23 protein-coding genes and 1 pseudogene are annotated in these 23608 nt (G+C 64.3%); 11 read left to right on the forward strand and 13 right to left on the reverse strand.

Annotated elements, in window-relative coordinates; genetic code table 11:
* Positions 1-11: 11 nt before the first annotated feature.
* From G3N58_RS22310 to G3N58_RS22335, 6 genes are all read left to right on the forward strand, one after another.
* The gene (locus tag G3N58_RS22310; protein WP_167037577.1) at positions 12-227 is read left to right on the forward strand and encodes a YMGG-like glycine zipper-containing protein; all 216 of its coding nucleotides are present in this window, start codon (positions 12-14) and stop codon (positions 225-227) included.
* A gap of 468 nt (positions 228-695) precedes the next feature.
* Positions 696-2267, forward strand: a complete 1572-nt coding sequence (locus G3N58_RS22315) for an alpha/beta hydrolase (protein ID WP_167037574.1) — start codon at positions 696-698, stop codon at positions 2265-2267.
* A gap of 127 nt (positions 2268-2394) precedes the next feature.
* A complete protein-coding gene (locus tag G3N58_RS22320; protein ID WP_167037571.1) occupies positions 2395-3390 on the forward strand; it encodes a LacI family DNA-binding transcriptional regulator in 996 nt (331 codons plus the stop codon).
* A gap of 211 nt (positions 3391-3601) precedes the next feature.
* Positions 3602-5386 (forward strand): IlvD/Edd family dehydratase, encoded by a 1785-nt coding sequence (locus G3N58_RS22325; RefSeq protein WP_167037568.1) that lies wholly within the window; start codon positions 3602-3604, stop codon positions 5384-5386.
* A gap of 83 nt (positions 5387-5469) precedes the next feature.
* On the forward strand, positions 5470-6657 hold the full coding sequence (locus tag G3N58_RS22330) for a fumarylacetoacetate hydrolase family protein (RefSeq protein ID WP_167037565.1): 1188 nt from the start codon (positions 5470-5472) through the stop codon (positions 6655-6657).
* Between the two features lie 127 nt (positions 6658-6784).
* Entirely contained in the window at positions 6785-7693 is a 909-nt protein-coding gene (locus G3N58_RS22335) for a peptidyl-prolyl cis-trans isomerase (protein ID WP_167037562.1), read from the forward strand.
* Positions 7694-7899: 206 nt separating this feature from the next.
* Here the strand turns inward: G3N58_RS22335 and G3N58_RS22340 are convergent, their stop codons facing one another.
* From G3N58_RS22340 to G3N58_RS22375, 8 genes are all read right to left on the reverse strand, one after another.
* Positions 7900-8166 (reverse strand): DUF4148 domain-containing protein, encoded by a 267-nt coding sequence (locus G3N58_RS22340; RefSeq protein ID WP_167037559.1) that lies wholly within the window; start codon positions 8164-8166, stop codon positions 7900-7902.
* A gap of 252 nt (positions 8167-8418) precedes the next feature.
* A complete protein-coding gene (locus G3N58_RS22345) occupies positions 8419-11511 on the reverse strand; it encodes a proton-conducting transporter membrane subunit (protein ID WP_206000234.1) in 3093 nt (1030 codons plus the stop codon).
* A complete protein-coding gene (locus tag G3N58_RS22350; protein ID WP_167037553.1) occupies positions 11505-11879 on the reverse strand; it encodes a cation:proton antiporter subunit C in 375 nt (124 codons plus the stop codon). Before G3N58_RS22350 ends, G3N58_RS22345 begins: the two co-directional genes overlap by 7 nt.
* Before the next feature lie 30 nt (positions 11880-11909).
* A complete protein-coding gene (gene mbhE, locus G3N58_RS22355) occupies positions 11910-12614 on the reverse strand; it encodes a hydrogen gas-evolving membrane-bound hydrogenase subunit E (RefSeq protein WP_167037550.1) in 705 nt (234 codons plus the stop codon).
* Positions 12611-12955 carry a monovalent cation/H(+) antiporter subunit G gene (gene mnhG / locus G3N58_RS22360; RefSeq protein ID WP_167037548.1) on the reverse strand — a complete coding sequence of 115 codons (345 nt, stop codon included), beginning with the start codon at positions 12953-12955 and terminating at the stop codon, positions 12611-12613. The genes mbhE and mnhG overlap by 4 nt, the downstream gene beginning before the upstream one ends.
* 3 nt (positions 12956-12958) lie before the next feature.
* A complete protein-coding gene (locus G3N58_RS22365) occupies positions 12959-13201 on the reverse strand; it encodes a hydrogenase subunit MbhD domain-containing protein (RefSeq protein WP_167037545.1) in 243 nt (80 codons plus the stop codon).
* A gap of 3 nt (positions 13202-13204) precedes the next feature.
* The gene (locus tag G3N58_RS22370; protein ID WP_167037540.1) at positions 13205-13465 is read right to left on the reverse strand and encodes a monovalent cation/H+ antiporter complex subunit F; all 261 of its coding nucleotides are present in this window, start codon (positions 13463-13465) and stop codon (positions 13205-13207) included.
* On the reverse strand, positions 13458-13985 hold the full coding sequence (locus G3N58_RS22375) for a Na+/H+ antiporter subunit E (RefSeq protein WP_167037537.1): 528 nt from the start codon (positions 13983-13985) through the stop codon (positions 13458-13460). The genes G3N58_RS22370 and G3N58_RS22375 overlap by 8 nt, the downstream gene beginning before the upstream one ends.
* 142 nt (positions 13986-14127) lie before the next feature.
* Here G3N58_RS22375 and G3N58_RS22380 point away from each other — a divergent pair, with 142 nt between their 5' ends.
* Entirely contained in the window at positions 14128-14268 is a 141-nt protein-coding gene (locus G3N58_RS22380) for a hypothetical protein (RefSeq protein ID WP_206000235.1), read from the forward strand.
* A 51-nt stretch (positions 14269-14319) separates the two neighbouring features.
* Here G3N58_RS22380 and G3N58_RS22385 read toward each other — a convergent pair whose 3' ends face one another.
* Positions 14320-15792 carry a PLP-dependent aminotransferase family protein gene (locus tag G3N58_RS22385; protein WP_167037534.1) on the reverse strand — a complete coding sequence of 491 codons (1473 nt, stop codon included), beginning with the start codon at positions 15790-15792 and terminating at the stop codon, positions 14320-14322.
* 270 nt (positions 15793-16062) lie between these two features.
* On the opposite strand from G3N58_RS22385, the gene G3N58_RS22390 reads away from it, so the two are divergent.
* The 4 genes and pseudogenes from G3N58_RS22390 to G3N58_RS22405 all read left to right on the forward strand — a co-directional run bounded on the left by G3N58_RS22390 (position 16063) and on the right by G3N58_RS22405 (position 19466).
* Complete coding sequence (locus tag G3N58_RS22390) at positions 16063-16821, forward strand: NAD(P)-dependent oxidoreductase (protein ID WP_167037531.1); 759 nt, start codon at positions 16063-16065, stop codon at positions 16819-16821.
* Positions 16818-17611, forward strand: a pseudogene (gene dapF, locus G3N58_RS22395) (diaminopimelate epimerase). Before G3N58_RS22390 ends, dapF begins: the two are co-directional and overlap by 4 nt.
* A gap of 62 nt (positions 17612-17673) precedes the next feature.
* The gene (locus G3N58_RS22400; RefSeq protein WP_206000236.1) at positions 17674-18150 is read left to right on the forward strand and encodes an OsmC family protein; all 477 of its coding nucleotides are present in this window, start codon (positions 17674-17676) and stop codon (positions 18148-18150) included.
* Positions 18151-18614: 464 nt separating this feature from the next.
* A complete protein-coding gene (locus tag G3N58_RS22405; protein WP_167037524.1) occupies positions 18615-19466 on the forward strand; it encodes a phytanoyl-CoA dioxygenase family protein in 852 nt (283 codons plus the stop codon).
* 82 nt (positions 19467-19548) lie between these two features.
* Here G3N58_RS22405 and G3N58_RS22410 read toward each other — a convergent pair whose 3' ends face one another.
* From G3N58_RS22410 to G3N58_RS22425, 4 genes are all read right to left on the reverse strand, one after another.
* Positions 19549-20895, reverse strand: coding sequence for an MFS transporter (locus G3N58_RS22410; protein ID WP_206000237.1), 1347 nt, complete (start codon positions 20893-20895; stop codon positions 19549-19551).
* 103 nt (positions 20896-20998) lie between these two features.
* Positions 20999-21823: a phytanoyl-CoA dioxygenase family protein gene (locus G3N58_RS22415; RefSeq protein ID WP_167037518.1), complete on the reverse strand. Its 825-nt coding sequence runs from the start codon at positions 21821-21823 to the stop codon at positions 20999-21001.
* 68 nt (positions 21824-21891) lie between these two features.
* Positions 21892-22653, reverse strand: coding sequence for a glucose 1-dehydrogenase (locus G3N58_RS22420; RefSeq protein ID WP_167037515.1), 762 nt, complete (start codon positions 22651-22653; stop codon positions 21892-21894).
* Positions 22650-23591, reverse strand: a complete 942-nt coding sequence (locus G3N58_RS22425; RefSeq protein ID WP_167037512.1) for a polysaccharide deacetylase family protein — start codon at positions 23589-23591, stop codon at positions 22650-22652. Before G3N58_RS22425 ends, G3N58_RS22420 begins: the two co-directional genes overlap by 4 nt.
* Between the last annotated feature and the right edge of the window lie 17 nt (positions 23592-23608).

A 23608-nucleotide genomic window follows, 5' to 3' on the forward strand; every position in this document is an offset into this window, starting at 1 on the left:
GGAGAACGATCATGAAACGACTTGGATGGATCGCGAGCATCGGAACGCTGGTTGCGATGATCGGCTGCACGGACATGAGCCCGCAGGCGCAGGGAACGATGAGCGGCGCCGCGCTCGGCGCCGGCGCGGGAGCGGGGATTGCGGCGATCTCGGGCGGCGATGCCTGGACCGGCGCGATCATCGGCGGTGCGGCGGGCGGTGTGGCCGGCAATATGCGCGGCCGCTAATGGAACGATGAGCAGGGGTGTACGGGACGCGGCATGTATCGCGTCCCGTACTTTATTCATGAACCGGATGGCTTGATCCGATTGAGCGAGTCATCGGGCGAGTCGATCTTTTCCATGCCGCTGAAAGGTGTTCGTTGCATCGGCTCCTTCACAACTTCCCCACGACGTCCCCACGACCTCCCCACGATGAGTGCGGGAATTCCGTGCAGTTTTCCTCGCGTCGAATTCCGGATAGCGCAGCGCGTCGATCTGATCGGCCTGTTTCATTCGCGCTTGCGGCATCGCCGCGCACCTCAGGTCGTTATGCTAATCATCCGGCAGTGCCTGCCGTGCAACGGCCATAGAGTTTGAACGGATGATTAAAAGACCTTAGGATATCCAGACCGGAACGCCGTCGACACGACGGTCTCAGCGTCCGACGCGGACAGCAGTCTGCGTTGCGGTGCAACCTTCATCAAGAGAACACGAATGCTACGCACGTCGCTGAAGGTCATCAAGATAAGTGCATGGGTTGTGATTCTGTCGGCCGTACTCGCACTCGGTCTGCGCGCATGGTACTCGCAGCGCGGTCCGGCGCTGTCGGTCTGGCATACCTATGTGCCGCGCGAAATGACCGCGGAAGAGATGGACACCGGCGACTGGAACGCCTATATGAAAGCGGAAGCGCGCATTTTCGAGGACGTGCGCGTCAATGTCGTCGAAAAGCTGAAGCCGTCCGAGCGCGTTGCGGCGAACCGGTATTACGAGGGCTCGCCGATCTTTCCGCCGCATTTTGCCTACGACTGGAATCACTCGTACATACTCGAACCGTCGGGGCCGCCCGTTGGCGCGGTGGTGTTGCTGCATGGCATGACGGATTCGCCGTACAGCTTGCGGCATATCGCACGCAACTATCGTGATCGCGGTTTTGTCGCGATCGGCATCCGCTTGCCGGGGCACGGCACCGTGCCGGCCGGGTTGACCGACGTTCACTGGCAGCAATGGGCCGCGGCCACCCGGCTTGCAGTGCGCGAAGCGCGCCGGCGTATCGGCCCGGACAAGCCGCTCGAACTGGTCGGCTTCTCGAATGGCGGCGCGCTGGCGCTGCAATATGCACTGGATGCGATCGAGAACCCGGCGCTTACGCGTCCGACTCGCGTCATTCTGATTTCACCGATGATCGGCGTGACGCGTTATGCGCGCTTTGCCGGTCTCGCGGGACTGCCGGCGATATTGCCGGCATTCGAGCGCGCCGCATGGCTTGGCATCGTGCCGGAGTTCAATCCGTTCAAGTACAACTCGTTCCCGGTGAATGGCGCGCGGCAGTCGTATCTGCTCACGAGCGTCATTCAGGAGCAGATTGCGAGGCTCGAGCGCGAGAACCGGCTCGCTACGTTGCCGCCGATTCTCACGTTCCAGTCGGTGACCGATTTCACGGTCAGCACGCCCGCGGTGATGTCGTTGCTCTATGACAAGCTTCCCGAGAACGGCAGCGAGGTCGTCCTGTTCGACGTCAATCGCAGCGTGCGTTTCAGGACTTTCCTGCGCGTCGCGTCTTATACGGCGCTGTCGCGGCTGCTGCGCATTGGTCCGCAGAACTATCGCACGACGGTCATCGCCAATGCGTCGCCGGACTCGGCACATATGATCGAGCGCAGCGTCTATGCGGGCGAAGTGCAAACGCGCGTGCAGCCTTTGGACATCGATTATCCTCAGGACATCTTCTCGTTGTCGCACGTCGCGATTCCGTTCCCGATCACCGATGCGTTGTACGGCATTGCGCCGGACGACTCGGAAAACTTCAACGAGAACCTCGGCACACTCGCGCCACGTGGTGAACGCGGCACCTTGATTCTGACGCTCGACTCGATGTTTCGCATCGCGTCGAATCCGTTCTTCCCGTATCTGCTGCAACGTATCGACGAAGGCATCGGCAGGTTGCCGCCGGCGGTCGTCAAATCGCCGCCGCGTACACATGAAACCGCAGCGGGGCAGCCCGAAGATGCTGAGGAAGAACTCAATGCGCTCGAGCAGGCCGGTTCCGGCGAGCCAGAGCCTTGAGCCTTGAAGTGCGGGCGTTTTGAATCGGGCCGGCGGTGAGCGTCGCCAGGTATGATGTGCGTTCCGTGACTTTCGCGTACTCGCCCCGCGCCACACCATGACGTCCAGGCCACCTGTTCCGCCCCGCATGTCCGATGTTGCCCGGCGCGCGGGCGTTTCGAAGATGACCGTCTCGCGTGTGCTCGCGGGACGCAGCGTGTCGCAGACGACTCGCGAGCGGGTCATGAAGGTCATCGACGAACTTGGCTACGTCGCCGATGCGGCGGCGGGCGCGTTGTCGTCGGGACGCTCGGAGTTCGTCGCGGTGCTGGTGCCGTCGCTGTCGAGCTCGAACTTCTCGGACACGGTGCGCGGGCTCAATGCCGCGTTGAGCCCGCACGGTTTGCAGCTCCTGCTCGGCGACACCGACTACCGTCTCGACCAGGAAGAACTGCTCGTGCGTTCGATGCTGCGTCATCAGCCGCGCTGCGTCGCGCTGACGGGCAGCCGGCATACCGAGGCGACGCGCATGCTGTTGCAGCGCGCCGGCATCCCGGTTGTCGAGATGTGGGACTTGCCGGCCGATCCGATCGATACGGCCGTCGGCTTTTCGAACTCGGCGGCGGCGCGCGCAATGCTCCGGCATCTGCATGAACGCGGGTATCGGCGCATCGGTTTTATCGCGGGCGAGAGCGAACGCGACCGACGCGGCCTTGACCGGATGCGCGGTTACGTCGCCGAAATGAAGGCGCTCGGGCTCGGCGCGCCGCGCGTGATCCGGCTCGGCGATTCGCCGATCACCATGAGTCATGGCGCGCCGGCGCTCGGTGCCTTGCTCGAAACGTGGCCCGATACCGAGGCCGTGATGTGCGTGAGCGACATGTCGGCGTTCGGCGCAATCATGGAGTGCCATCGCCGCGGGCTGTCGGTGCCGGACGATATCGCCATCGCCGGTTTCGGCAACTTCGAGGTGTCGTGGTGCTGCCAGCCGACGATGACGACCGTGTCGGTGGACGCATACGGAATCGGCTTGCGGGCGGGCGAGACATTGCTCGCCGCGCTGGCCGATCGCGAGGCCGGGCGCGAGCCGCATAGGAAAGCGGTAAAGATCGACTTCACGGTGATTCCGCGTGAAAGCGCCTGAAAATACCTGAGCCGGTACGCAGGCCGCAGGCGTAGCGGCGCCGTACGGCATCGCCGGGGCTCCTGAATCACGAGGCGCTTTGCAGGGCCACATAAGCAGCCAGGGATATCCCTTGGTTGTTCGGATGCCACGCCACGCGTAACATCGACGAACCTATATGTTACCGGTAACTATACACGCCCAGGTAACCCTCAGGACAGAGAGAAGCATCATGTCAGCATCCAACCCACGCCGGCTGCGCAGCCAGGAATGGTTCGACGATCCCGCGCACGCGGATATGACGGCGCTGTACGTCGAGCGTTTCATGAACTACGGTCTGACGCGCGAAGAACTGCAATCGGGCCGGCCGATCATCGGCATCGCGCAGACGGGCAGTGACCTCGCGCCGTGCAACCGGCATCACATCGAGCTCACGGCACGCACGAAGGCCGGCATTCGCGACGCGGGCGGCATTCCGATGGAATTTCCGGTACATCCGCTCGCCGAGCAGAGCCGTCGGCCGACCGCCGCGCTCGACCGCAATCTCGCGTATCTGGGCCTCGTCGAAATCCTGCATGGTTTCCCGCTCGACGGCGTGGTGCTGACCACCGGCTGCGACAAGACCACGCCCGCCTGCCTGATGGCGGCGGCCACCGTCGACATGCCGGCGATCGTGCTGTCCGGCGGCCCGATGCTCGATGGCTGGCACGACGGCAAGCGCATCGGGTCGGGCACCGTGATCTGGCATGCGCGCAATCTGCTCGCGGCCGGCGAGATCGACTACGAAGGCTTCATGGAGTTGACCACGGCGTCCTCGCCGTCGATCGGCCATTGCAACACGATGGGCACGGCCTTGTCGATGAACAGCCTTGCCGAAGCGCTCGGCATGTCGCTGCCCGGCTGCGCGAGCATTCCGGCCGCGTACCGCGAGCGCGGCCAGATGGCCTACGTGACCGGCAAGCGCATTGTCGATCTGGTGCGCGAGGATGTGCGGCCGTCGCGGATCATGACGAAGCAAGCCTTTGAAAACGCGATCGTGGTCGCGTCGGCGCTCGGTGCGTCGACCAACTGTCCGCCGCACCTGATCGCGATCGCGCGGCACATGGGCGTCGAACTGAGTCTCGACGACTGGCAGCGAGTCGGTGAACAGGTGCCGCTGATCGTCAACTGCATGCCCGCTGGCGAATATCTCGGCGAGAGCTTCCATCGCGCCGGCGGCGTGCCGGCCGTGATGCGCGAGCTTGCGAAGGGCGGCCTCGTGCACGAGCAATGCCTGACCGTGTCGGGCCGCACGATGGGCGAGATCGCAGCGGCCGCGCCCACGCCGGATCGCGAGGTCATCAGGACGACGGACGATCCGCTCAAGCACGGCGCGGGCTTCATGGTGCTGTCGGGCAACTTCTTCGACAGCGCGATCATGAAGATGTCGGTGGTCGGCGAGGCGTTCCGCAAGACCTACCTGAGCGAGCCCGGCGCGGAAAACAGCTTCGAGGCACGCGCGATCGTGTTCGACGGTCCCGAGGACTATCACGCGCGCATCAACGATCCGTCGCTCGCGATCGACGAGCGTTGCATTCTCGTGATTCGCGGTGCGGGCACGGTCGGCTATCCGGGCAGCGCCGAGGTCGTCAACATGGCACCGCCGGCGGCGCTCGTGCGCGAGGGCATCACTTCGCTGCCGACGCTCGGCGACGGACGTCAGAGCGGCACGTCCGCGAGTCCGTCGATTCTGAACATGTCGCCGGAAGCGGCGGTGGGCGGCGGCCTCGCGTTGCTGCGCACGAACGACCGCATTCATGTCGATCTGAATTCGCGCCGCGTCGACGTGCTGGTCGACGAAGCAGAACTCGCGCGACGCCGCGAAACCATGCAGTTCGAGATTCCGCCCGCGCAGACGCCGTGGCAGGAGTTGTATCGCAAGACGGTCGGCCAGCTTTCGACCGGCGGCTGTCTCGAACCGGCAACGCTCTATCTGAAGGTGATTGCCGAGCGTGGCAATCCGCGGCATTCGCATTGACATGCAGGTGACAAGACCGGGCTTCGCAGGCGATGCGACGCCCGGCCTTGCCCGTTCCCCACTTATCCGAAAGAGCCCGTTCCATGTCCGCAACGTCCCCTTCCCGCTTTCTTCCTGGCGACCTGAACGACGCGTTGCTCGTCGGCCGCGTGTGGCGCAAGACCGAACAGCACGAAGGACCCTGCGTGGTCGTCGTGCGCGGCGGCGAGGTGTTCGACATCACCGCGGCGGTGCCGACCACCGCGGATCTGTTCGAGCGCGACGATGCCGCGCAGTTTACGCGCAGCACGCCGGGCATATCGCTCGGGCCGGTCGCGCAGCTGATCGAGGCGAATCTGGCTGGCGCCGGCGTGCCGGCCGTGCGTTTGCTCGCGCCGTGCGACGTGCAGGCGATCAAGGCCTGCGGCGTCACGTTCGCGGTCAGCCTGATCGAGCGTGTGATCGAGGAACAGGCGGGCGGCGATCCGGCGAGGGCAACGGAAGTGCGCGAGACGATCGCGCAGACGATCGGCACGGACCTGTCGAAGATCAGGCCAGGCTCGGAAGCCGCGATGAAGCTGAAGGCCGAACTCGAACGGCGCAATGCGTGGTCGCAATACATGGAAGTCGGAATTGGTCCGGATGCCGAAGTATTTTCCAAGTCGCAGCCGATGTCGGCGGTTGGCTTCGGCGCGGACGTCGGCCTGCTCGCCGCGTCGGTGTGGAACAACCCGGAACCGGAGATCGTGCTCGCGGTGAATAGCCGCGGCGGCATCGTCGGCGCGGCACTCGGCAACGACGTGAACCTGCGCGACATCGAGGGCCGCTCGGCGCTGCTGCTCGGCAAGTGCAAGGACAACAACGGCTCGTGCGCGATCGGCCCGTTCGTGCGTCTGTTCGACGACACGTTCTCGCTCGACTCGGTGCGCAGCGCGAGCGTGTCGCTGCGTGTCGAAGGCGCCGACGACGACTTCGTGCTCGACGGCGTAAGCCATATGAGCGAGATCAGCCGCGACCCGGCCGACCTCGTCGCGCAAACCTGCGGCCGCCATCACCAGTATCCGGACGGTTTTATGCTGTTCCTCGGCACGATGTTCTCGCCGATCAAGGACCGCGACGCGCCCGGCGGCGGCTTCACGCATCACCTCGGTGATCGCGTGACGATCTCGACGCCGCAACTCGGCGCGCTGATCAACACCGTGCGCCTCTCGACGGAAATCGAACCGTGGACGTTCGGCGTGCGGGCGCTGTATCGCAATCTCGCGGTCCGTGGTCTGCTGGGTGCCGCGTGACGCCGTTGTCGCGAGTTTGAATATCGACGGCGCGAGCCCTTCGCGCCATGAACCCTCGTCGCGGTGCGGCGAGGGACTGCCAGCCTGTCGCCAGACTCACCCGTGCAATCAGCGCCGGTGACGGCCGATGGCGAATCATGACGGCACTCGCCGTCGCTCGCTGTTTCCGCCTGTCTGCAATGTCGAATGCGCCTGTCTGTGCAGACAGGTCGCCGACATCGACCAGGGCGTGGTGCAGATCACGCATACAGCCGATGCGCCCGCATCGAACCTGCCCGCCGGCGCGGTAGCTGTCGTCAACGGCGTGCCGGTGGCGCGCAGCGAACTCGACGACGCCGTGCGGACGGTCACGGCAAAGACCGGGCAGCCCGACACACCGCAATTGCGCCAGCTGCTCGGCAGCGGGCTGGTGGCGCGCGAGGTGCTGCGGCAGAACGCGGAGAAGGCCCACTACGATCAGAAGCCGGAAGTGCGGCAGGCGCCGGCGGCGGCGAAGGTCAGCACCGAGATCCAGTTGTATCTGAAGGACAGCATTCACCCCGAGGCGGTCACGGACGCTCAGGTGAGGGCGCGTTACGACGCCATCGTCGCTTCGCTCGGCAAGGACGAGTTCAAGCCGCGCATCATCACCGTGGGCGACGATGCGACCGCGAAAAAGGTCGTCGATAAATTGAAGGCGGGCCAGCCATTCGAGGCCCTGGCGAAAGAGTACAGCGTGGCGCCGAGCAAGGAGAGCGGCGGCGAGATGCCGTGGGTCAGTTTCCCGGTGCCGGTGACCGAGGGCAGGACGCAGGGTTTGCCGGTGGCGCTTGCGCAGACCATCGCGCAGTTGCCGGTGGGCGGAATGACGCCGCAGCCGTTCCAGGTGGGCAATGTCTGGACGATCGTCAAGCTCGACGCGAAGCGCCCGACACAGGTTCCGGCGTTCGACCAGGCGCAGGGGATGCTGCGTCAGCAGTTGGAGACGCTCGCGCTGCAGAAGGCCGCCACCGACTTCACCGCTGCGCAGATCAAGGGCGCCAGCATCCAGCCGTGACAGGACGCAGCCATACAGGGTGCTGCTAATGAGGCGTGCGAGGCATGCGGGTTCAAGGCCGCCCTGAAACGGAACTGGCCCGCCATCGCATTCAACCGCGATGGCGGGCCAGCAGGGGAAACGGTCGAAGCACTAACGGCAGAGCGCTCCGACAGGTACGGCTACAGCCATTCTTCTTTCCGGCTACCGGACAGATTACTGATGGCTTACTGGGCTGCGTGGCCTTGCTGCGACGAACCGCTGTTCACACCGCCAACTGCGCTGTTTTGCGCGGCAACGCGAGCTTCGGCAGCCTGGATGTTGCCCGGATATTCATTCGGGTTCGACAGTGCCGGGTTGTAACCTGCCTTTTCGATCTGGATCAGCTCTTCGCGGACTTGTGCGCGGGTCACGGGCTGGTTCGATTGAGCGAAAACAGCGACCGGAGCAGCAAGAGTAGCGGCGATAACCACAGCTTGAATGAGCGATTTCATGACCTACCTCCAAATTTATCTTGTTCGGCTGCGAACTGGTTTGTCTGCAGCGATGAAGGCAGTTTAGGGGAACGGAACACTAGGGTAAATACCTAATTCACAAACTCACTGTTTCGAAAACTGGAATAATTTTGAGATAGCTAGGCCTGCAACCGTCAATCTTCGAAGCAACAAACAGGCGATAAGCGGGGTTGCGATCGTCACGTGATGACGGCATGAAGATCACGAGCGCGGCGTGGCCATACCTCCCGACTACGTCCGGGCCCCGGTCAGCCCCGTGCTCGCGAAATAGATCACGAGAAAATAGAGCAGCACGTAAAGCGCGTAAGTCTGTCCGTTACCGGTATAGATGCGGCGTATCCGGGCCGCCGCGGCGAGCGCGAAATGTGCCGCGCCGCGCCAGAACATCTGCGCGAACGGCGGCACCGTGCGGCCCAGCAGCGGCCGATAGAAGTGGTAGAAATCGGGCGCATTGCGCGCGTTGCCGCGCCGGTTGCGATAGAACAGCACGCCGAGTCCGAGCACGATCGCGGACACGATCAGCACGACGATCACGACCGGCGTCGGGTTCCAGAATCCGTAGATGCTTTCGAGCGACATGCCGCCCCACACGAGCGTCGCCGCGAACCGCGGGTCGATTGCGGCGGAGACCGGCTCGATCAGCAGCTTCGGAAAGGACGACAGAACGACAATGCCGACCACCAGCAGGAACTGCGGCACGAGCAGCATGACCGGCGCCTCGCGGACCGCGGGCCGTTGCGGCGAACGCGCACCGAGAAAGATGCCGTTGAGCAGGCGCAGCATGTAGAGAAAGCCGGCGCACGTGACGATCAGTCCGCACACGGCGAGCCCGTACCAGCCCTTGTCGGTCATCGCGCTCAGCAGCAGCCATTTGCCGCCGAAGCCCATCAGCGGCGGCAGGCCCGACATCGACACGAGCGCGATCACGACCATCGCGAACGTGAGCGGCATCTCGCGCGCGAGGCCGCCGATGTCGGCGAAGTTGTGGGTGCCGGTGCGCAGGATCACGCCCGCGAGCGCGAGGAACAGGATGCCTTTCACGAGCATGTGATTGGCGACCAGATACAGCGCCGTGACCCAGCCGAGGTGGCTCATCAGGCCGATCGCGGTGACGATATAGCCGATCTGGCTCATGCTCGAGAACGCGAGCAGACGCTTGAAGTCGTTCTGCCGCAACGCCATCAGCGCACCCGCAAGCGTGGTGAGCATGCCGATCCATGTCATCACGTGCGCGAGTTCGAGGCCGACCTCGGAGCGTATCGTCAGATAGGTGCCGATCAGCAGGCCGAACATCGCGAGCTTGCTGACCACGGCCGAGAGCATCGCGGTCACGTCGTCTTCCGCTTCGGTGTAGGCGCCCGGCAACCAGACGTGTACGCCGATCGCGCCGGCCTTGATCAGGAAGCCGGTCGCGAGCAGTACGAACGCGCGGTTCGCTTCCGGTCCCGCGTGGATCAGCGCGGACAGTTCGATGCTGCCGTCGATGGCGGCGACGTCGGCGAAACCCGCAAGCAGGAAAAACGCCGACAGCAGCGAAAACAGCAGGAAGGTCAGCACATGCGGACCCGCGCGCCGGCACTTCGCGATCAGGAAGCACGACGACAGCGTCACGATCTCCCAGCTATAGAAGAATTCGAGCGTCGTCGACGAACGCAGCAGCGCCGGAATCGACAGCAGCAGAACGATCAGCATCGGATAGAAACCCGCGCGCACGTCGTCGCGATAGAGGCTCGCCGCGGCGATCACGAAGCTGCCGGCGAGCAGCAGCCACGCGAACAGCCCCGCGATGCCGCGCGTGCCCTCGGCGAGCAGGCTGCCGATCAGCGCGACGGCGATCAGCGCGAGCACGCCCTTCACGCGTCCCGGCAGACGGTCGGCCGCATAGAACAGCGCGCCCGCTGCGAGCGGCGAAAAGATCCACGCCGAGGCGACGCCCGAGAACGCAGCGGCGGTGTAGCCCGTCACGCCCAGCAGGATCGCCACGCCGAAAAGCGGCAGCAGCGCGACGAGCTCGGGGCCGGGCGTCGCCGCTTCGTCGGACGGGCTCAGCGCGCGCACGAACCAGTGGAACATATAAGCCGCTTCGAGCAGCGAGCCCGTGAGGATCAGCACGATCCAGTACGGCTTGCCGGTGGCGGTCAGGCGCATGACGAGTTCCCACTTCGCCCAGAAGCCGGGGAACGGCGGCAGCCCCGCGATCGCGACCATGAAGAGCCCGACCAGGCCGATCAGCAGCGGACTGCGCGAGAGGATCGCCCGCGCGTGGTTGCCGTGCTGGCGCAGCACGCCGATCAGCCAGAACAGGCCCGCCTTCGCCAGCAGATGGTTGACGAAAAGGCCGCCCACGACGAGCGGAATCGATGCATCCGCGCCGACTTGCCGCAGCAGCGCGAGCGAGAGCATCAGGAGCGCCATCTGTCCGATCGACGAATAGCCGAGCACGCGTTGCGGTTTCGTTTGCTTCAACGCGAGCAGGTTCGAGAACAGGAAGGTCACGCCGCTCGACACCGCGAGCAGCGTGAGCTGGCCGTCGAACAGCGGCAGCAGCTTGAACAGCGCGAAGAACACCCCGGCCGATACGCCGACCGACACCATTGCGGCCACGCCGCTCGGCGCGGTCTCGTAGACGTCGAGCCCCCAGCCGTTCGCCGGAAACGGCTTCAGTTCGATCACGAGGCTCGCGAATACGAGCAGCGTCGCGGTCGTGCCGATCGGGCTGCGCAGTTGTGCGCGCATCGCGAGCAGATCGTCGATATTGAGCGTGCCGCTCACGTAGTAGAGCAGCACCGTGCCGAGCAGGAAGAACGTCGAGGCGATCACGGTCGCCATGATGTACTTGAACGCGGCCGCGAGCGCGGCGTGCGTGCGGTCGAGACCGAAGAGCCCATAGGTGGCGATCGAGACGATCTCGAGAAACACGAACAGGTTGAACAGGTCGCGGGTCATCACCATGCCGTCGATACCCATCACGAGAATCAGATACAGCAGCAGCGCCGCGTAATTGCCGCGCAAGCGGTCCCATAGATGCAGCGCGCCGAGCAGCGCGACCACGTTGACGCTGAAGGTGAAGAAGCCTTCCCACAGGCCGAAGCGCAGGTTGATCGAGACCGGCGGCAGCGCGCCCGCGGTCAGCACGTCGATCGTGTCGCCGCCGTCGAGCAGTCCGAGAAGCGATACGCCGGAGACGAGCACGATGCCGCACAGCGCGAGGAAAAAGCCGAGCGTGAGCCACGGCTTGCCGAGCCGGTACAGCAGCGGAATGACGAAGCCGCCGCCGAGCCCGAGAATGAAGATGTGCAGCGGATGAAAGAGCGCGGCTACCATTTCGACTCGGTGAACGCGTCGATGGACAGCGTCTTTCTGGCGGCGTAAAGACGGATCGCGAAGGCAAGCATGATGGCCGTGACCGAGAGGCCGATCACGATCGCGGTGACGACGAGCGCGGACGGAACCGGATCGATGGCATGTTGCGCCGCGCTCGTCTTGCTGAGCGCCGCGTCGATGATCGGCGCGGTGCCGCCCGTGATGTAGCCGGTCGCGACCATCACGATGTGCAGGCCCGTATCGATCACCGCGAAGCCGATGATGATGCGCAGAATGTTGCGGTGGGTCAGCATGCCCCAGAGGCCGATCAACGCGAGGCAGAAGCCCGTGATCAGCAGAATGGTCGAAACCGGCACCCCTATGCTCATGCGCTTGACTCCGATCCCATGCAAGGCGGCTCAGCTTCTGAACCGGTCGATAATGACGCTCAGTTCCGCGCCGACCTTGACGCCGAGCAGCGCGGAAATCAGCGGAATCGCGCCGGCGCTGAAGAACGCGCCGAACTCGCCGCGCGGCAGAAAACGTGTGTCGAGAAAGCTGCCCGCGAGCACGAGGCCCAGAATGCCGACGCCTACGTAGATCACGCCCGCGAGCGATTCGACGACGCCCAGCAGCGCGACGTTCAAGGTCGAGCCGGGCCGCGCGAGCAGCATCAGCATCGCGCCTGAGGCGACGATCGCGCCGCCCTGAAAGCCGCCGCCCGCCGACAGGTGACCGTTGACGATCACATAGGCGCCGAAGGTGAGGATCATCGGCAGCAGCACCTGGGTGCCGGTGCGCACGATTTCGCCGGCAGGGCGGCGCGCGGGCGTGGCTGCGCTTGCGGCGGCCGTGGAGGCCGCGTCGCTTTCCTCTTTCAGCAGCACGCCGACGCTCGCCGCGACCATGAACAGCACGGTGACTTCGCCGAGCGTATCGAAGCCGCGATACGCAATCAGAATGCCGGTCACGATGTTCGGCGCGCCGAGTTCGAGCGGCCCGCGCATGACATAGTGCGCGGCGAGCGGGCGCAGTGCCTGCCATTCCGTGTAGCCGCCGACGATGCGCCAGAACACCAGCGCGAACAGCACGACGGTCAGTGCGGCGGCGGCGCGACGCATCATGATTCCGCTTCCCTTGCGGCGCGCCCGGCTTCGTCGGCAAGCACGTCGATCATCGTGGCCGAAGCCATCGGCGTGCGGATCAGCCATGCCGCGCGCGACAGCGCATGCGAGGACACCGGGTTCGTTACCAGCACGAAGTAAATGACGAGAATCAGGCGGAACGTCCAGTCCGGGTGATAGAACGCGAGACCAATCAGCACGAGCATGTTGCCGAGCGTCGATGCCTTGGTGCCGGCCTGGATGCGCGTATACGCGTCCGGCATGCGCAGCAGGCCGAGACCCGCGGAGAACAGAAAGACGGCGCCCACGAGGATGAACACGCTGCCGACCAGTTCGAACATGCGCTAGCCCTTCTGATAGCCGGTTTTGCGGATCGCGTAGAGAAAGATGAAGGTCGCGAGCCCCGAGCCGATGGCAGCCTCTGCCATCGCGACGTCGGGCGCGGCGAGCAGCAGAAAGGCCAGCGCGGCGAACAGGCTCGCCAGCCCCGAACTCACCATCGCGGCCATGAGGTTTTTCAGGCAGACCGCGAGCAGGCCGCTCGCGAGAATGCTGGCGCATATCAGCAGCAGGAGCAGGTCGAACATGGCTCACAGCCCTCTTTCGAGAAAGCGCGCAATCGCGAGCACCGCGAGAAAGCTCAGGAGACCGTAGACGAGCGCGACGTCGATATAGACGAAACGGCCCGAGGTCTGCGCGTAAAGCGCGATCAGCGAGATCGAGATAACCGTGAGCATGTCGATGGCGACGACCCGGTCGATCAGCGTCTTGCCGAGCACGAGGCGGATCACGCCGAACAGGATCGCGAAGAAGATCAGCACCGAGGCGATCTGCAACATGATCTCAGCCAAAGACTTTCTCCAGATGTCGTTCGAAAGGAGTGACAAGTATTTGAGTGGCTGAGTCGATATCGGTCGTCTTCACGTCGAGCCAATGAACGAACACGATGTCGTCGCGGATGTCCATGACGAGCGAACCGGGCGTCAGGGCAATCGAGTTCGCCAGCGCGAGCCGGCCGAGCGGCGACGCCAGACGCGTGCGCACCTTGACGATGCCGGGGTGAATGTCGATACGCGGCGAGTAGACGTACGCCATCATGTTGAGATTCGCGCGCACGAGTTCGACGAGAAACGTCGCGCTATAGGCAACGAAGTGATAGAGCGTGCCGGGCCTGATGCGAAGACGGCGCCATGCTTCGCTCGACGAGGCGAAGACATGGGCGATGACGCATGTAATGGCAAGACCGACGAGCGCGGGCTCGATCGCAAGCGACGCATTGGCGATCATCCAGATCGCGAACAGGACGGCCCAGAGGCCGGGCATCCCCCGAGGAACAAACGACGACACCGGTTTTCCGTTGTGCGAGGCCACGTCATCCGATCCTTGAAAAGGCGCTGCCGAAAATTCTAGGTGACAACGTAGGGCAAAGCAACCGAAGCGGCGCCGCGTGAAGAGTTCACAAGTGTGTATTTGCGTGCATGCCGGGAGCTTGGCCGAACGGCAGGAATACGACGTGAATAGCGCAATCGCATGGCTCGACGAGCGACCGCCGGTTGACGCTGATCTGCCTTCAGGCAAGGCAAAAAATGAAGCGGGACAATTTATCTGTACCGCGAATCGGATCGAACAGGCACGCGCTTGCAAGGTGATCTGAACGACATTGCCGTGTCATTGAGTGGGCGACCCGGAGACGACCCGGAGAACGTCAGGCGCTCTGCCGCCACGCATGGGCGAGTCTCGCAGTTCCTTCGACGATCTGCGCTTCTGTCACGTTGCCAAATCCGAAGACCATGATGTCCGATGCGGCTCCCGTCATCGAAAAGCGTTGGCCTTCGTAGACTCCGATACCCGCGTCACGGGCAATCCGGCATAGCGGCGCGGCACCCTGCGGCCCGCGAACGCGTGCCGCCACGTGCATCCCGCAGCGCGAAGCCAGCGGACTGAGCCATGCGCCGAGCGTGCGTTCCAGTTCCCTGAGCAGAACCGCGCGGCGTCGGCCATATTCGGCGCGCATGCGATGCAGATGCGTCGCGAAGTCACCGCTCGCCATGACCGTCAGCAGCGCATTCTGCAGATAGGTGGAGCTTTGCCGATCGGCGATCCAGCGCGCGTGCCGCAGCGGATCGCGCAACCAGCGAGGCGCGACGATGTAGCCGAGCCGCAGTCCCGGCGCCAGGATCTTCGAGAGCGAGCCCACGTAGATCACGCGTTCGTGCGAGTCGAACGATTGCAGGCTCGGCGCGGGCGCGGTGCCTTGATAGTACTCGCAGTCGTAGTCGTCCTCGATCACGAAGAACGGCGCGCGCGCGGCGCGTGCGAGCAGCCGTTCGCGCCGCGCCGGCGACATCGCCACGCCGAGCGGAAACTGATGATTCGGCGTGCAGACGACGCCGGCCACGCCATCCGGAATCGCGTCGACGACAAGGCCGTCGTCGTCGACCGGCACCGGCAGCGCATCGGCGCCCGCGAGCCGCGCGAGATGCACGGCCACCGGATAGCCGGGGTCCTCGACCGCGAGCGTGCGGTCGGGGTCGAGCAGCAACCGGCACAGCAGATCGAGCGACTGATGCGAGCCGCTCGTGATGACGATGTCGTCGGCCGTGCAACGCACCGCTCGCGACTGGCGCAGATAGACGGCAAGCCGTTCACGCAGACGCGCCTCGCCGGCCGCGTCGCCGTACGCGGCGAGCGGGGCGGCGCGTGCGTCTCCGTCGAGCGCGCCTGGCCGCCGGTAGCGAAAGAGCCGCTCTGCCCCCGACGAAACGGCCCCGAGCCGGAAGTCGATCGATAGCGCGTGAACCGGCAGCAGCCCTTCCGCGGCGGGCAGCCGTGCGGCCCAGGCGGACAGCGCGGGCGTGGGGCGGGCGGGCGCGGCGGTAGCGGATACGTCGTGCGGCGTGTCCGCGCCGGGTTCGCCATCGCGAACGGACGGCCTTGGCACGTCGCGCACGAAGAGCCCCGTGCCGGTGCGCGCTTCGAGCCAGCCTTCCGCCACGAGCGCCGAGGTGGCTTCGCGGATCGTGTTGCGCGGAACACCCAGTTCGATGGCCCAGATGCGCGAAGCGGGCAGCCGCTGTCCCGGCTGAAGACGCCCGTCGCGCAGCGCCGCATAAATGCCTTCGTAGACGCGCTGCTGCAGCGTGCCGTGCTGACCCAGCTCAATCAGAAAATCGATCACAGTCCCTTCCATGTTGCCTATATGGTGACCGCGCGGTGACCCACGCGGCGACCGTCGCAGCGCCCGTCGCGAGGAAAACAGGCGAGCCGGTGCAGCCGTTGGCCCAATTCGCACCATCCTTTATGGCCCACGCGCGAGCCCGTCCGATCCTATACTCGGCAGGCGGCGCGCAGCGCGTATGACGGTGAATTCTACGTGCGCGCCGTTTGCCGCGCATGGCTCGCCCTGACGGCGGGATTGTCGTTGAAATGGTTTTGCCAGGAGAAAAGAATGGCCAGCAGGAAAGTGTTCGTGGCGGGGGCGACGGGAGCGATTGGCCAGGCGTTGGTGCCGATGCTCGTCGAGGCCGGTTACGCGGTGTACGGCAGCACGCGCCAAGCGGCGCGCGCGCCGCTGCTCGAAGCGCTCGGCGCCACGCCGGTCGTGCTCGACGTATTCGACGCGCACGCGCTCGACGAGGCGTTCGCGCGCATCGTGCCCGATAGCGTGATCCACCAGCTCACCGATCTTCCCGCGGGGCTCAACCCGGCACTGATGCGCGAGGCCGTGGGGCGCAACACCCGTGTCCGCGACGAGGGCACGCGCAATCTGGTCGCGGCGGCCGTCGCCGTGAAGGCGGCGCGCCTCGTCGCCCAGAGCATCGCGTGGGCGTATCGCGCCGGCCCGATGCCGTTCGACGAGACCGCTCCGCTCGACGTCGACGCGCAGGGCGACCGTCATGTCACCATCAACGGCGTGGTTTCGCTCGAGCGTCAGGTGCTGGCGGCGCCGCTCGTCGGCACGGTGCTGCGCTACGGGCAACTGTACGGACCCGGCACGGGCGCGGAGCAGGCCACGGGCGTCAGCCCGGTCCACGTCGTCGATGCGGCGCGGGCCGCGTGCCTCGCCCTCAAGCGATCGGAGGGCGGCATCTACAACATCGCCGAAGACAACCCCGCCGTCTCGACCGGCAAGGCGAAACGCGAGTTGGGCTGGCATCCGTCGAAGGATGCGCGGGCCGGGCATCCCGCTCCGACGAACCTTGCATGACGGTGCCGTTCCTGAAGATGCACGCGAACGGCGACGACTTCGTGATCGTCGACAGGCGCGGGCAGGACGACCCGATCACGGGCGAGATGGCGCGCCGACTCGGGAGCCGGCAGCGGGGCATCGGCTTCAATCAGCTCGTGGTCGTGCTTGATTGCGACGATGCCGCGGCCCGCCTCGTGTTCTGGAATGCGGATGGCTCCGCGCTCGACACCTGCGGCAGCGCCACGCGCGGCGTCGCCGATCTGCTGATGCGCGAGCGCGGCCTGGCGTCGGTCGTGCTGCGCACGACGCGCGGCCTGCTCACCTGCGTCCGGCACGCGCAGCGAGGTGTGTCGGTGGAGATGGGCGCACCGCTGCTGGACTGGCGCGACATTCCGCTGGCGTGGGCCGTGGATACGATCCGTTTGCCGCTCGAAGGCGATCCCGTCGCCTGCAGCATGGGCAATCCGCATTGCACTTTTTTCGTCGACGATCTTTCGGTCGTAGACGTCGGCGCGCTCGGTCCGCGGATCGAAGCGCATCCGCTTTTCCCAGGCGGACAAATGTCCACTTCGTTCAGGTGATCGACCGCAACCGCATCCGGCTGCGTATCTGGGAGCGCGGCGGCGGCATTCCGCTCGGCTCGGGCTCGTGTGCGTGCGGCGCGGCGGTCGGCGGTATCCGGCGTGGGCTGCTGAACGACACCGTCGAGGTGGAATGCGACGGCGGGCCGGTCACGGTGCAATGGGACGGGCGGGGTGGCGTCGTGCTGACCGGTCCGGTCGAGCCGATGTTCCACGGTATGCTCTGATTTGCGATGAGGGCGGCGCTCACATGCAGCGCTGCAACGCTTCGACTTCAGAGGAGAACACGATGGCCTACGGTAAGCACACGTATCGCGTGACGGTCGACTGGACCGGCAACAAGGGCAGCGGCACGTCGGGATATCGCGACTATGGTCGTGACCATACGATTCGCGCGGGCGCGAAGCCCGATATCGCAGGCTCGGCCGACGCCGCGTTTCTCGGCGACGCGGCGCGCTGGAATCCCGAAGATTTGCTGGTAGCCGCGGTCTCGGCTTGCCATAAGCTGTGGTATCTGCATCTGTGCGCGGATGCGGGTGTCTGTGTGCTGGCGTATGCGGACGAGGCGGACGGCACGATGATGGACGACCCCGAACAGGGGCGTTTCACGCAGATCGTCCTGCGCCCGCGCGTGACGATTCGAGCCGGCGACGACGGCAGCCTCGCGGAAGCATTGCATCATGTTGCGCATCAGAAGTGCTATATCGCGAACTCGGTCAATTTTCCGATTCGATGCGAGCCGGTGATCGAGCAGGCGGCGTCCTGAGCTTCGCGCACGTTTTTCCGCTTCAGAGGCTTCGGTAGCCTCTCCTCATACTCCCCTCAACCCGACACCCGGTCATGGCGCGAAGAAGCGCTTCGTGGCCCGCTGGCGTGTCGGGATCGATGCCCCATCCTCCGCACGTCGGCACCCTCTGCCAGATCCGCTGACGCCTGTCCCGGATGTTCTTCCCGATCCCCATCTTTTCCTGCTCCGGCGGGACGTTGCAGCCCCCGGCGGCGAGCCGGACCTTCTCCTTTCATCCCCACGAAACCCGCGTCGCCCATCCCCCAACGTCTCCTGTCAGGGAATGCGTTTGCTTGACACCCGAGACATTTATTTTAAAATATAGAATAAATATTTCCGAAATATGGAATAAATTGTCGGGGAGAGTGATCCGTATAACGGTCATGACGAAGTGTGCTCGCACCGTGCATCCCGCGCGACGGGGCATTTTTTTGGAGAAGGCAATGCTGAAAGGATTAACGCAAGCGCAGGTCGACAAATACAACGACAACGGTTTCCTGTATCCGCTGGACGTGTTCAGCAAGGAGCAGGCGAAGGGTTATCTGGATCAGCTGGAAGCATTCGAGGCCAGCCAGAACCAGCAGAACAAGGCGCAGGGTTTCACGCCGCGCAAAGGTAAGGGTTTCAACTTCAAGCCGCATCTGCTGTTTCGCTGGGTCGACGAAATTGTTCATAACCCGATCATTCTCGATTACGTGGAAGATCTGATCGGGCCTGATATCCGGCTCTTCAATATGGCGGTGTGGCCCAAGGATGCTCATGATCCGGCCTACGTCAGCTGGCACCAGGACGCGACCTACTTCGGGCTGGACCCTTCCACGCAGGTTGCGGTCTGGATCGCACTGGCCGATGCGCCGATCGAGTCCGGCTGCATGGAGGTCGTGCCGGGCTCGCATAAGCTGGGACAGCTGCATCACGCGGAGGTCAAGTCCGACAATATTCTGCTGTCGCGCGGGCAGACCATCGACGTGCCGTACGACAAGTCTCGTACTGAATTCATGCCGGTCAAGGCAGGTCAGTGCTCGCTGCACGATACGTTTCTGATTCACGCATCGGGTCCGAACGAGTCCGATTTTCGGCGTGTCGGCATGGCGCTGAGCTACATCCCGGCTTCGTCGCGATGCAAGAGCGATGTCAGGCTGAGCGCCATGCTGATGCGTGGCGAAGACAGGTACGGCAATTTCGACGACGAGCCGCGTCCGAAGGTCGACTATGGTGAAGCGGAACAGGCGGCGCATCAGTTCTCGCTGGGCCGCTTCCAGGAACTGAACGCCGAGCAGGCGAAGCGCTATTGAGCTTGCACCGGGACCAGCCTCTCTTGCTCTCCCGAGGCTGGGAACCCGCTTACACGGTTGCGCCGGACGACCTCTTCTCGTGCTATGCCAGCGCTTGCTGACGATCCGCTGCCTGCTGCCGGCGATGGAGCGCGGAGAAACACCAGCACAGGAATACGGCAAAAGCGAAAATCCCCGACAGGATATAAAGCATCAGCGCAAAACCACCCGATACGTCGCGTGTCCAGCCGATAAACCCGGGCAGCACGATACCGCTGATATTGCCGAAGGAATTGACGAACGCGATCGCTGCTGCGGCGGCGAGGCCGGTCATGAAGGTCTGGGGCACCGTGAAGAAAACCGGGAACGTCGCGAAGATGCCCATGCACGCCATGCTGAGACCGATCACGGCAACAAACGGCGTCTGCAAGAAAGTCGCCGCGATCAGGGAGCCGACGGCGCTGAAGGCCGCAGGAATCGCCACATAGCGTATGCCCCCATGATGACGGTCCGCCTGGCGCGACCACCAGACTGTCGCGATAGCGGCCAGCAGATAGGGAATGGCCGTCACGACGCCTACCTGAACCGTACCGAGGCCGAAATCCTTGATGACCTGGGGAAGGAAGAAGCCGGACCCGGACGAGCCGCAGATCAGGCAAAACAGCAGTAATGCGAGGATCAGCACGCGCGGGGTCATGAAGCCTTCCATCAGCGAAAACTTATGCACGGCCTCGGTTTCCTTGCGCTCGGCTTCGAGCACCGCTTCGAGGGCGGATCGCTCGGCGGCGCTCAGCCATTTTGCGTCCGCGGGCCGCGAGGGCAGCAGCCACAGGCAGGCAATGCCAAGCAGTACCGAGGGTAAGCCTTCGAGCAGGAACAGCCATTTCCAGCCCTGCATGCCCAGCACATGATCGGTGTAGTTCAGGATCACGGCGGAAATGGGCGAGCCCACGACGCCGGCCAATGGCATGGCCACCGCAAACATGCCCAGGGCTCCGGCCCGGGTCGACCTCGGGAACCATTGCGTCAGATAAACGACGATGCCGGGGAAAAAGCCCGCTTCGGCCACACCCAGCAGAAATCGCAGAACCGCCATGCTGGTCTCACCCTGCACGAGGACCATGGCGGACGACAGCACGCCCCACGAAATCATGATGCGGGCGATCCAGTAACGCGCGCCGACTTTGCCTAGAACGATGTTGCTCGGAACCTCGAAAAGAATATAGCCCACGAAGAACATGGAAGCGGCAAATCCATAGGCCGCCATGGATAAACCCAGATCCTTGTTCATCGTGAGCGAAGCGATGCCCACATTGAAGCGGTCGAGATAGGCAAAGAAATACAGAACCAGCAGGAACGGAACCAGCTTGCGGGCGACCTTCGAGGTGGTCGCGCTGACCAGCCGGTTCGAGGCAGTCGTAGATGCGGCTTGCGAAAATGACTGTGACATTGTCCCTACTCCTTTCCTGGTGAGTTTTCTTGCACAGCATTTAACGGCGACGATGCCCGATCGCCGCGGGAGCGCGATACACGAACTCCCGCGCGCTAACGCTTCAATACTTGGCGGCCTGCTCGTCGAGTCCCCGCTGGAAGCGGGCAACCGCTTCCTGATGAAAGGCCTGCTCCGCTTCGCCGTTGTTCACGCGCGGACGCGGTTCGTCGTCGTAATAGCCGAATGTGTCCTCGCCGCGCACGAGCATGGCCGTCAGACGCGTTGAGCCGACATTGCGCGCGTGCGTCGGGATGTAGCTGAAGCCGAGCCCCACTCGCCGGTGATCCGACTGGTTCGGACCGGATGCGTGGATCAGATAGGTGTCGTGTATCGAGAATTGTCCCGGTTTGACCGGCATGAAGGCGGTCTTGCTGCGATCGTAGTCGACGTCGATCGTCTGGCCTTTCGACAACAGAATGTCTTTGGACGGCACTTCGCCGTGATGCAGCTGGCCGAGCTTGTGCGATCCGGGCACGACTTCCATGCAGCCCGCTTCGATCGACGCATCGGTCAGCGCGACCCAGATCGTGACCTGCGTGCTGGGCTCCAGCCCGAAGTAGGTCGAATCCTGATGCCAGGACACATAAGCCGGGTCATGCGCTTTCTTGGGCCACACGGCGAGATTGAATAGCAGGATGTCCGGGCCGATCAGGTCTTCCACGGCGTCGAGCACGGCCGGGTGACGGCCGATTTCGTCCACCCATGGAAAGAGCAGATGCGGTTTGAAATTGAAGCCCTTGCCCATCTGCTGGTTGCGGGTTGCCTCGAATGCTTCGAGTTGCTGAAGATAGTTCGCGGCCTGATCGGCCGGAAAGGCGTCGACCGGGCTGACGTAGCCGAAGTCGCGATAGTGCTGGATCTGTGCGTCGCTAAGTTTCTTGCCCATGATGCGAAGTGTCCTTCAATGACTGTTGATGTTGCGCAATGCGCGGGCCGGATACGGCCCGCGTGCGCTCAGGTGGCGGACCAGCCGCCGTCCACGAAAAGCCAGCTGCCAGTGGTGAACGAGGAATCGTCGCTGGCGAGAAAGAGGGCCGCGCGCGAGGTTTCTTCCACGCGCCCGAAGCGCTTCATCGCATGGCGGTTCTGCCAGCGCGTGCGGGTCGCGTCCGGATCGGCGCTGCGTCCGATCGAGGTACGCGACATCGGCGTGTCGATCACGCCGGGCATCAGCGCGTTCACGCGGATACCCTGCGATGCGTAGTCCACCGCCATCGTCTTCGCGAGTGTGGCGACCGCGCCCTTGCTCGCGACATACGAGGCGTTGCCGCCGCCGCTCGACGCCACCAGTTGCGAGCCGACGAAGACGATCGAGCCGCGCTGCCGCGCGAGCATCGTCGGCAGGACGGCGCGGGCCCATAGAAAGCAGCCCTTTACGTTGATGTCGAACACGCGATCCCACGTCGCCTCGTCCAGTTCGTCGACGCGTCCGCCCGGCGAGATCGCCGAACAGGTCAGCAATACGTCGACGTGCTGCCAGCGCGACAGCACGCGTGCGACGCCGGCTTGCACCGCTTCGGCATCGGCGACATTCGCGCAGATCGCGAGCGCTTCCCCGCCTGCCTCGGTAATCTCGCGCTCGACGCTCGCGAGCGCATCGCCGTTCAGATCGACGAGCGCGACCTTCGCGCCTTCGCGCGCGAAGGTGCGGGCCGCATCCGCGCCGATGCCGGACGCCGCGCCGGTGACGATGGCGACCTTGTCGGCGAGTTTCATCGCGTCCCCTCTCTTGCGCCCTCGCGCCACGGGTAGTCGTCGCCGGGAATCGTGCCTTGCGGCAGCGAACAGCAGTGGTCGTAGATTGCGCCGGGGCGCGTGAGCCACACGCGGTCGAACAGGGGATGCGAGACGATGTGCTGCAACGCGCGGCGCAACGCACGCAAACGGAACGGCTGACCGACCACCATGGTGTGCAGCGCGATGCCGCAGACGAGCGGCTGCTTTTCGGATTGCTCGATCATTTCGTCAAACTGATCGATGATCGACTGGGCGAACGCTTCGCCGGTCTGCTTCTGCACGACGACCTGCGGCGAGTCGTTGATTTCGAGCGGATAGGGCAGCGACATCAGGCGGCCGTTGCGCGTGCGCATCCAGATCGGCTGGTCGTCGAACGGCCAGTCCATCGCGAAACGGAAGCCGGTTTCGTCGAGAAGATCGGCCGTGACGTGAGATTGCGACATCCACGGCGCCATCCAGCCGCGCGGCGCGGTGCCGCTGTCGGTGCGGATCTTGTCGTGGATATAGGCGAGAAAACGCGCCTCGTCTTCTTCCCACATGTCGCCCTGCTTCTCGGCGTTGGTGCGCCCGTGGCCGATGATTTCATCGCCGCGCGCCTTGATGGCTTCGAGAATGTCCGGCGCGTAATCGAACACGGTCGTGTTGATCAGATGGCACGCGGGCAGCTTCATCTCGTCGAAGAGATCGAAGAGCCGCCACACGCCGACGCGGTTGCCGTAGTCGAGCCAGCTGAACGTGCGCGGATCGGGCGGCACCTGCTGCGTCGAAATCGCATGGCGCATGCCGTGGCCGAACGAGAAGTGTTCGATGTTGATGCCGAAGTAGAGCGCAAGACGCTTGCCGCCCGGCCAGCTGTAGTCCTTGCGGTTGTTGATCGCGCTGTATTCGTAACGGTTGTGATGGGGCAGTTTCAGCATGAGTTCTCCTTTCATGT

The sequence above is a fragment of the Paraburkholderia sp. Ac-20342 genome (genome assembly GCF_017104985.1).
Classification (GTDB): Bacteria; Pseudomonadota; Gammaproteobacteria; order Burkholderiales; family Burkholderiaceae; genus Paraburkholderia.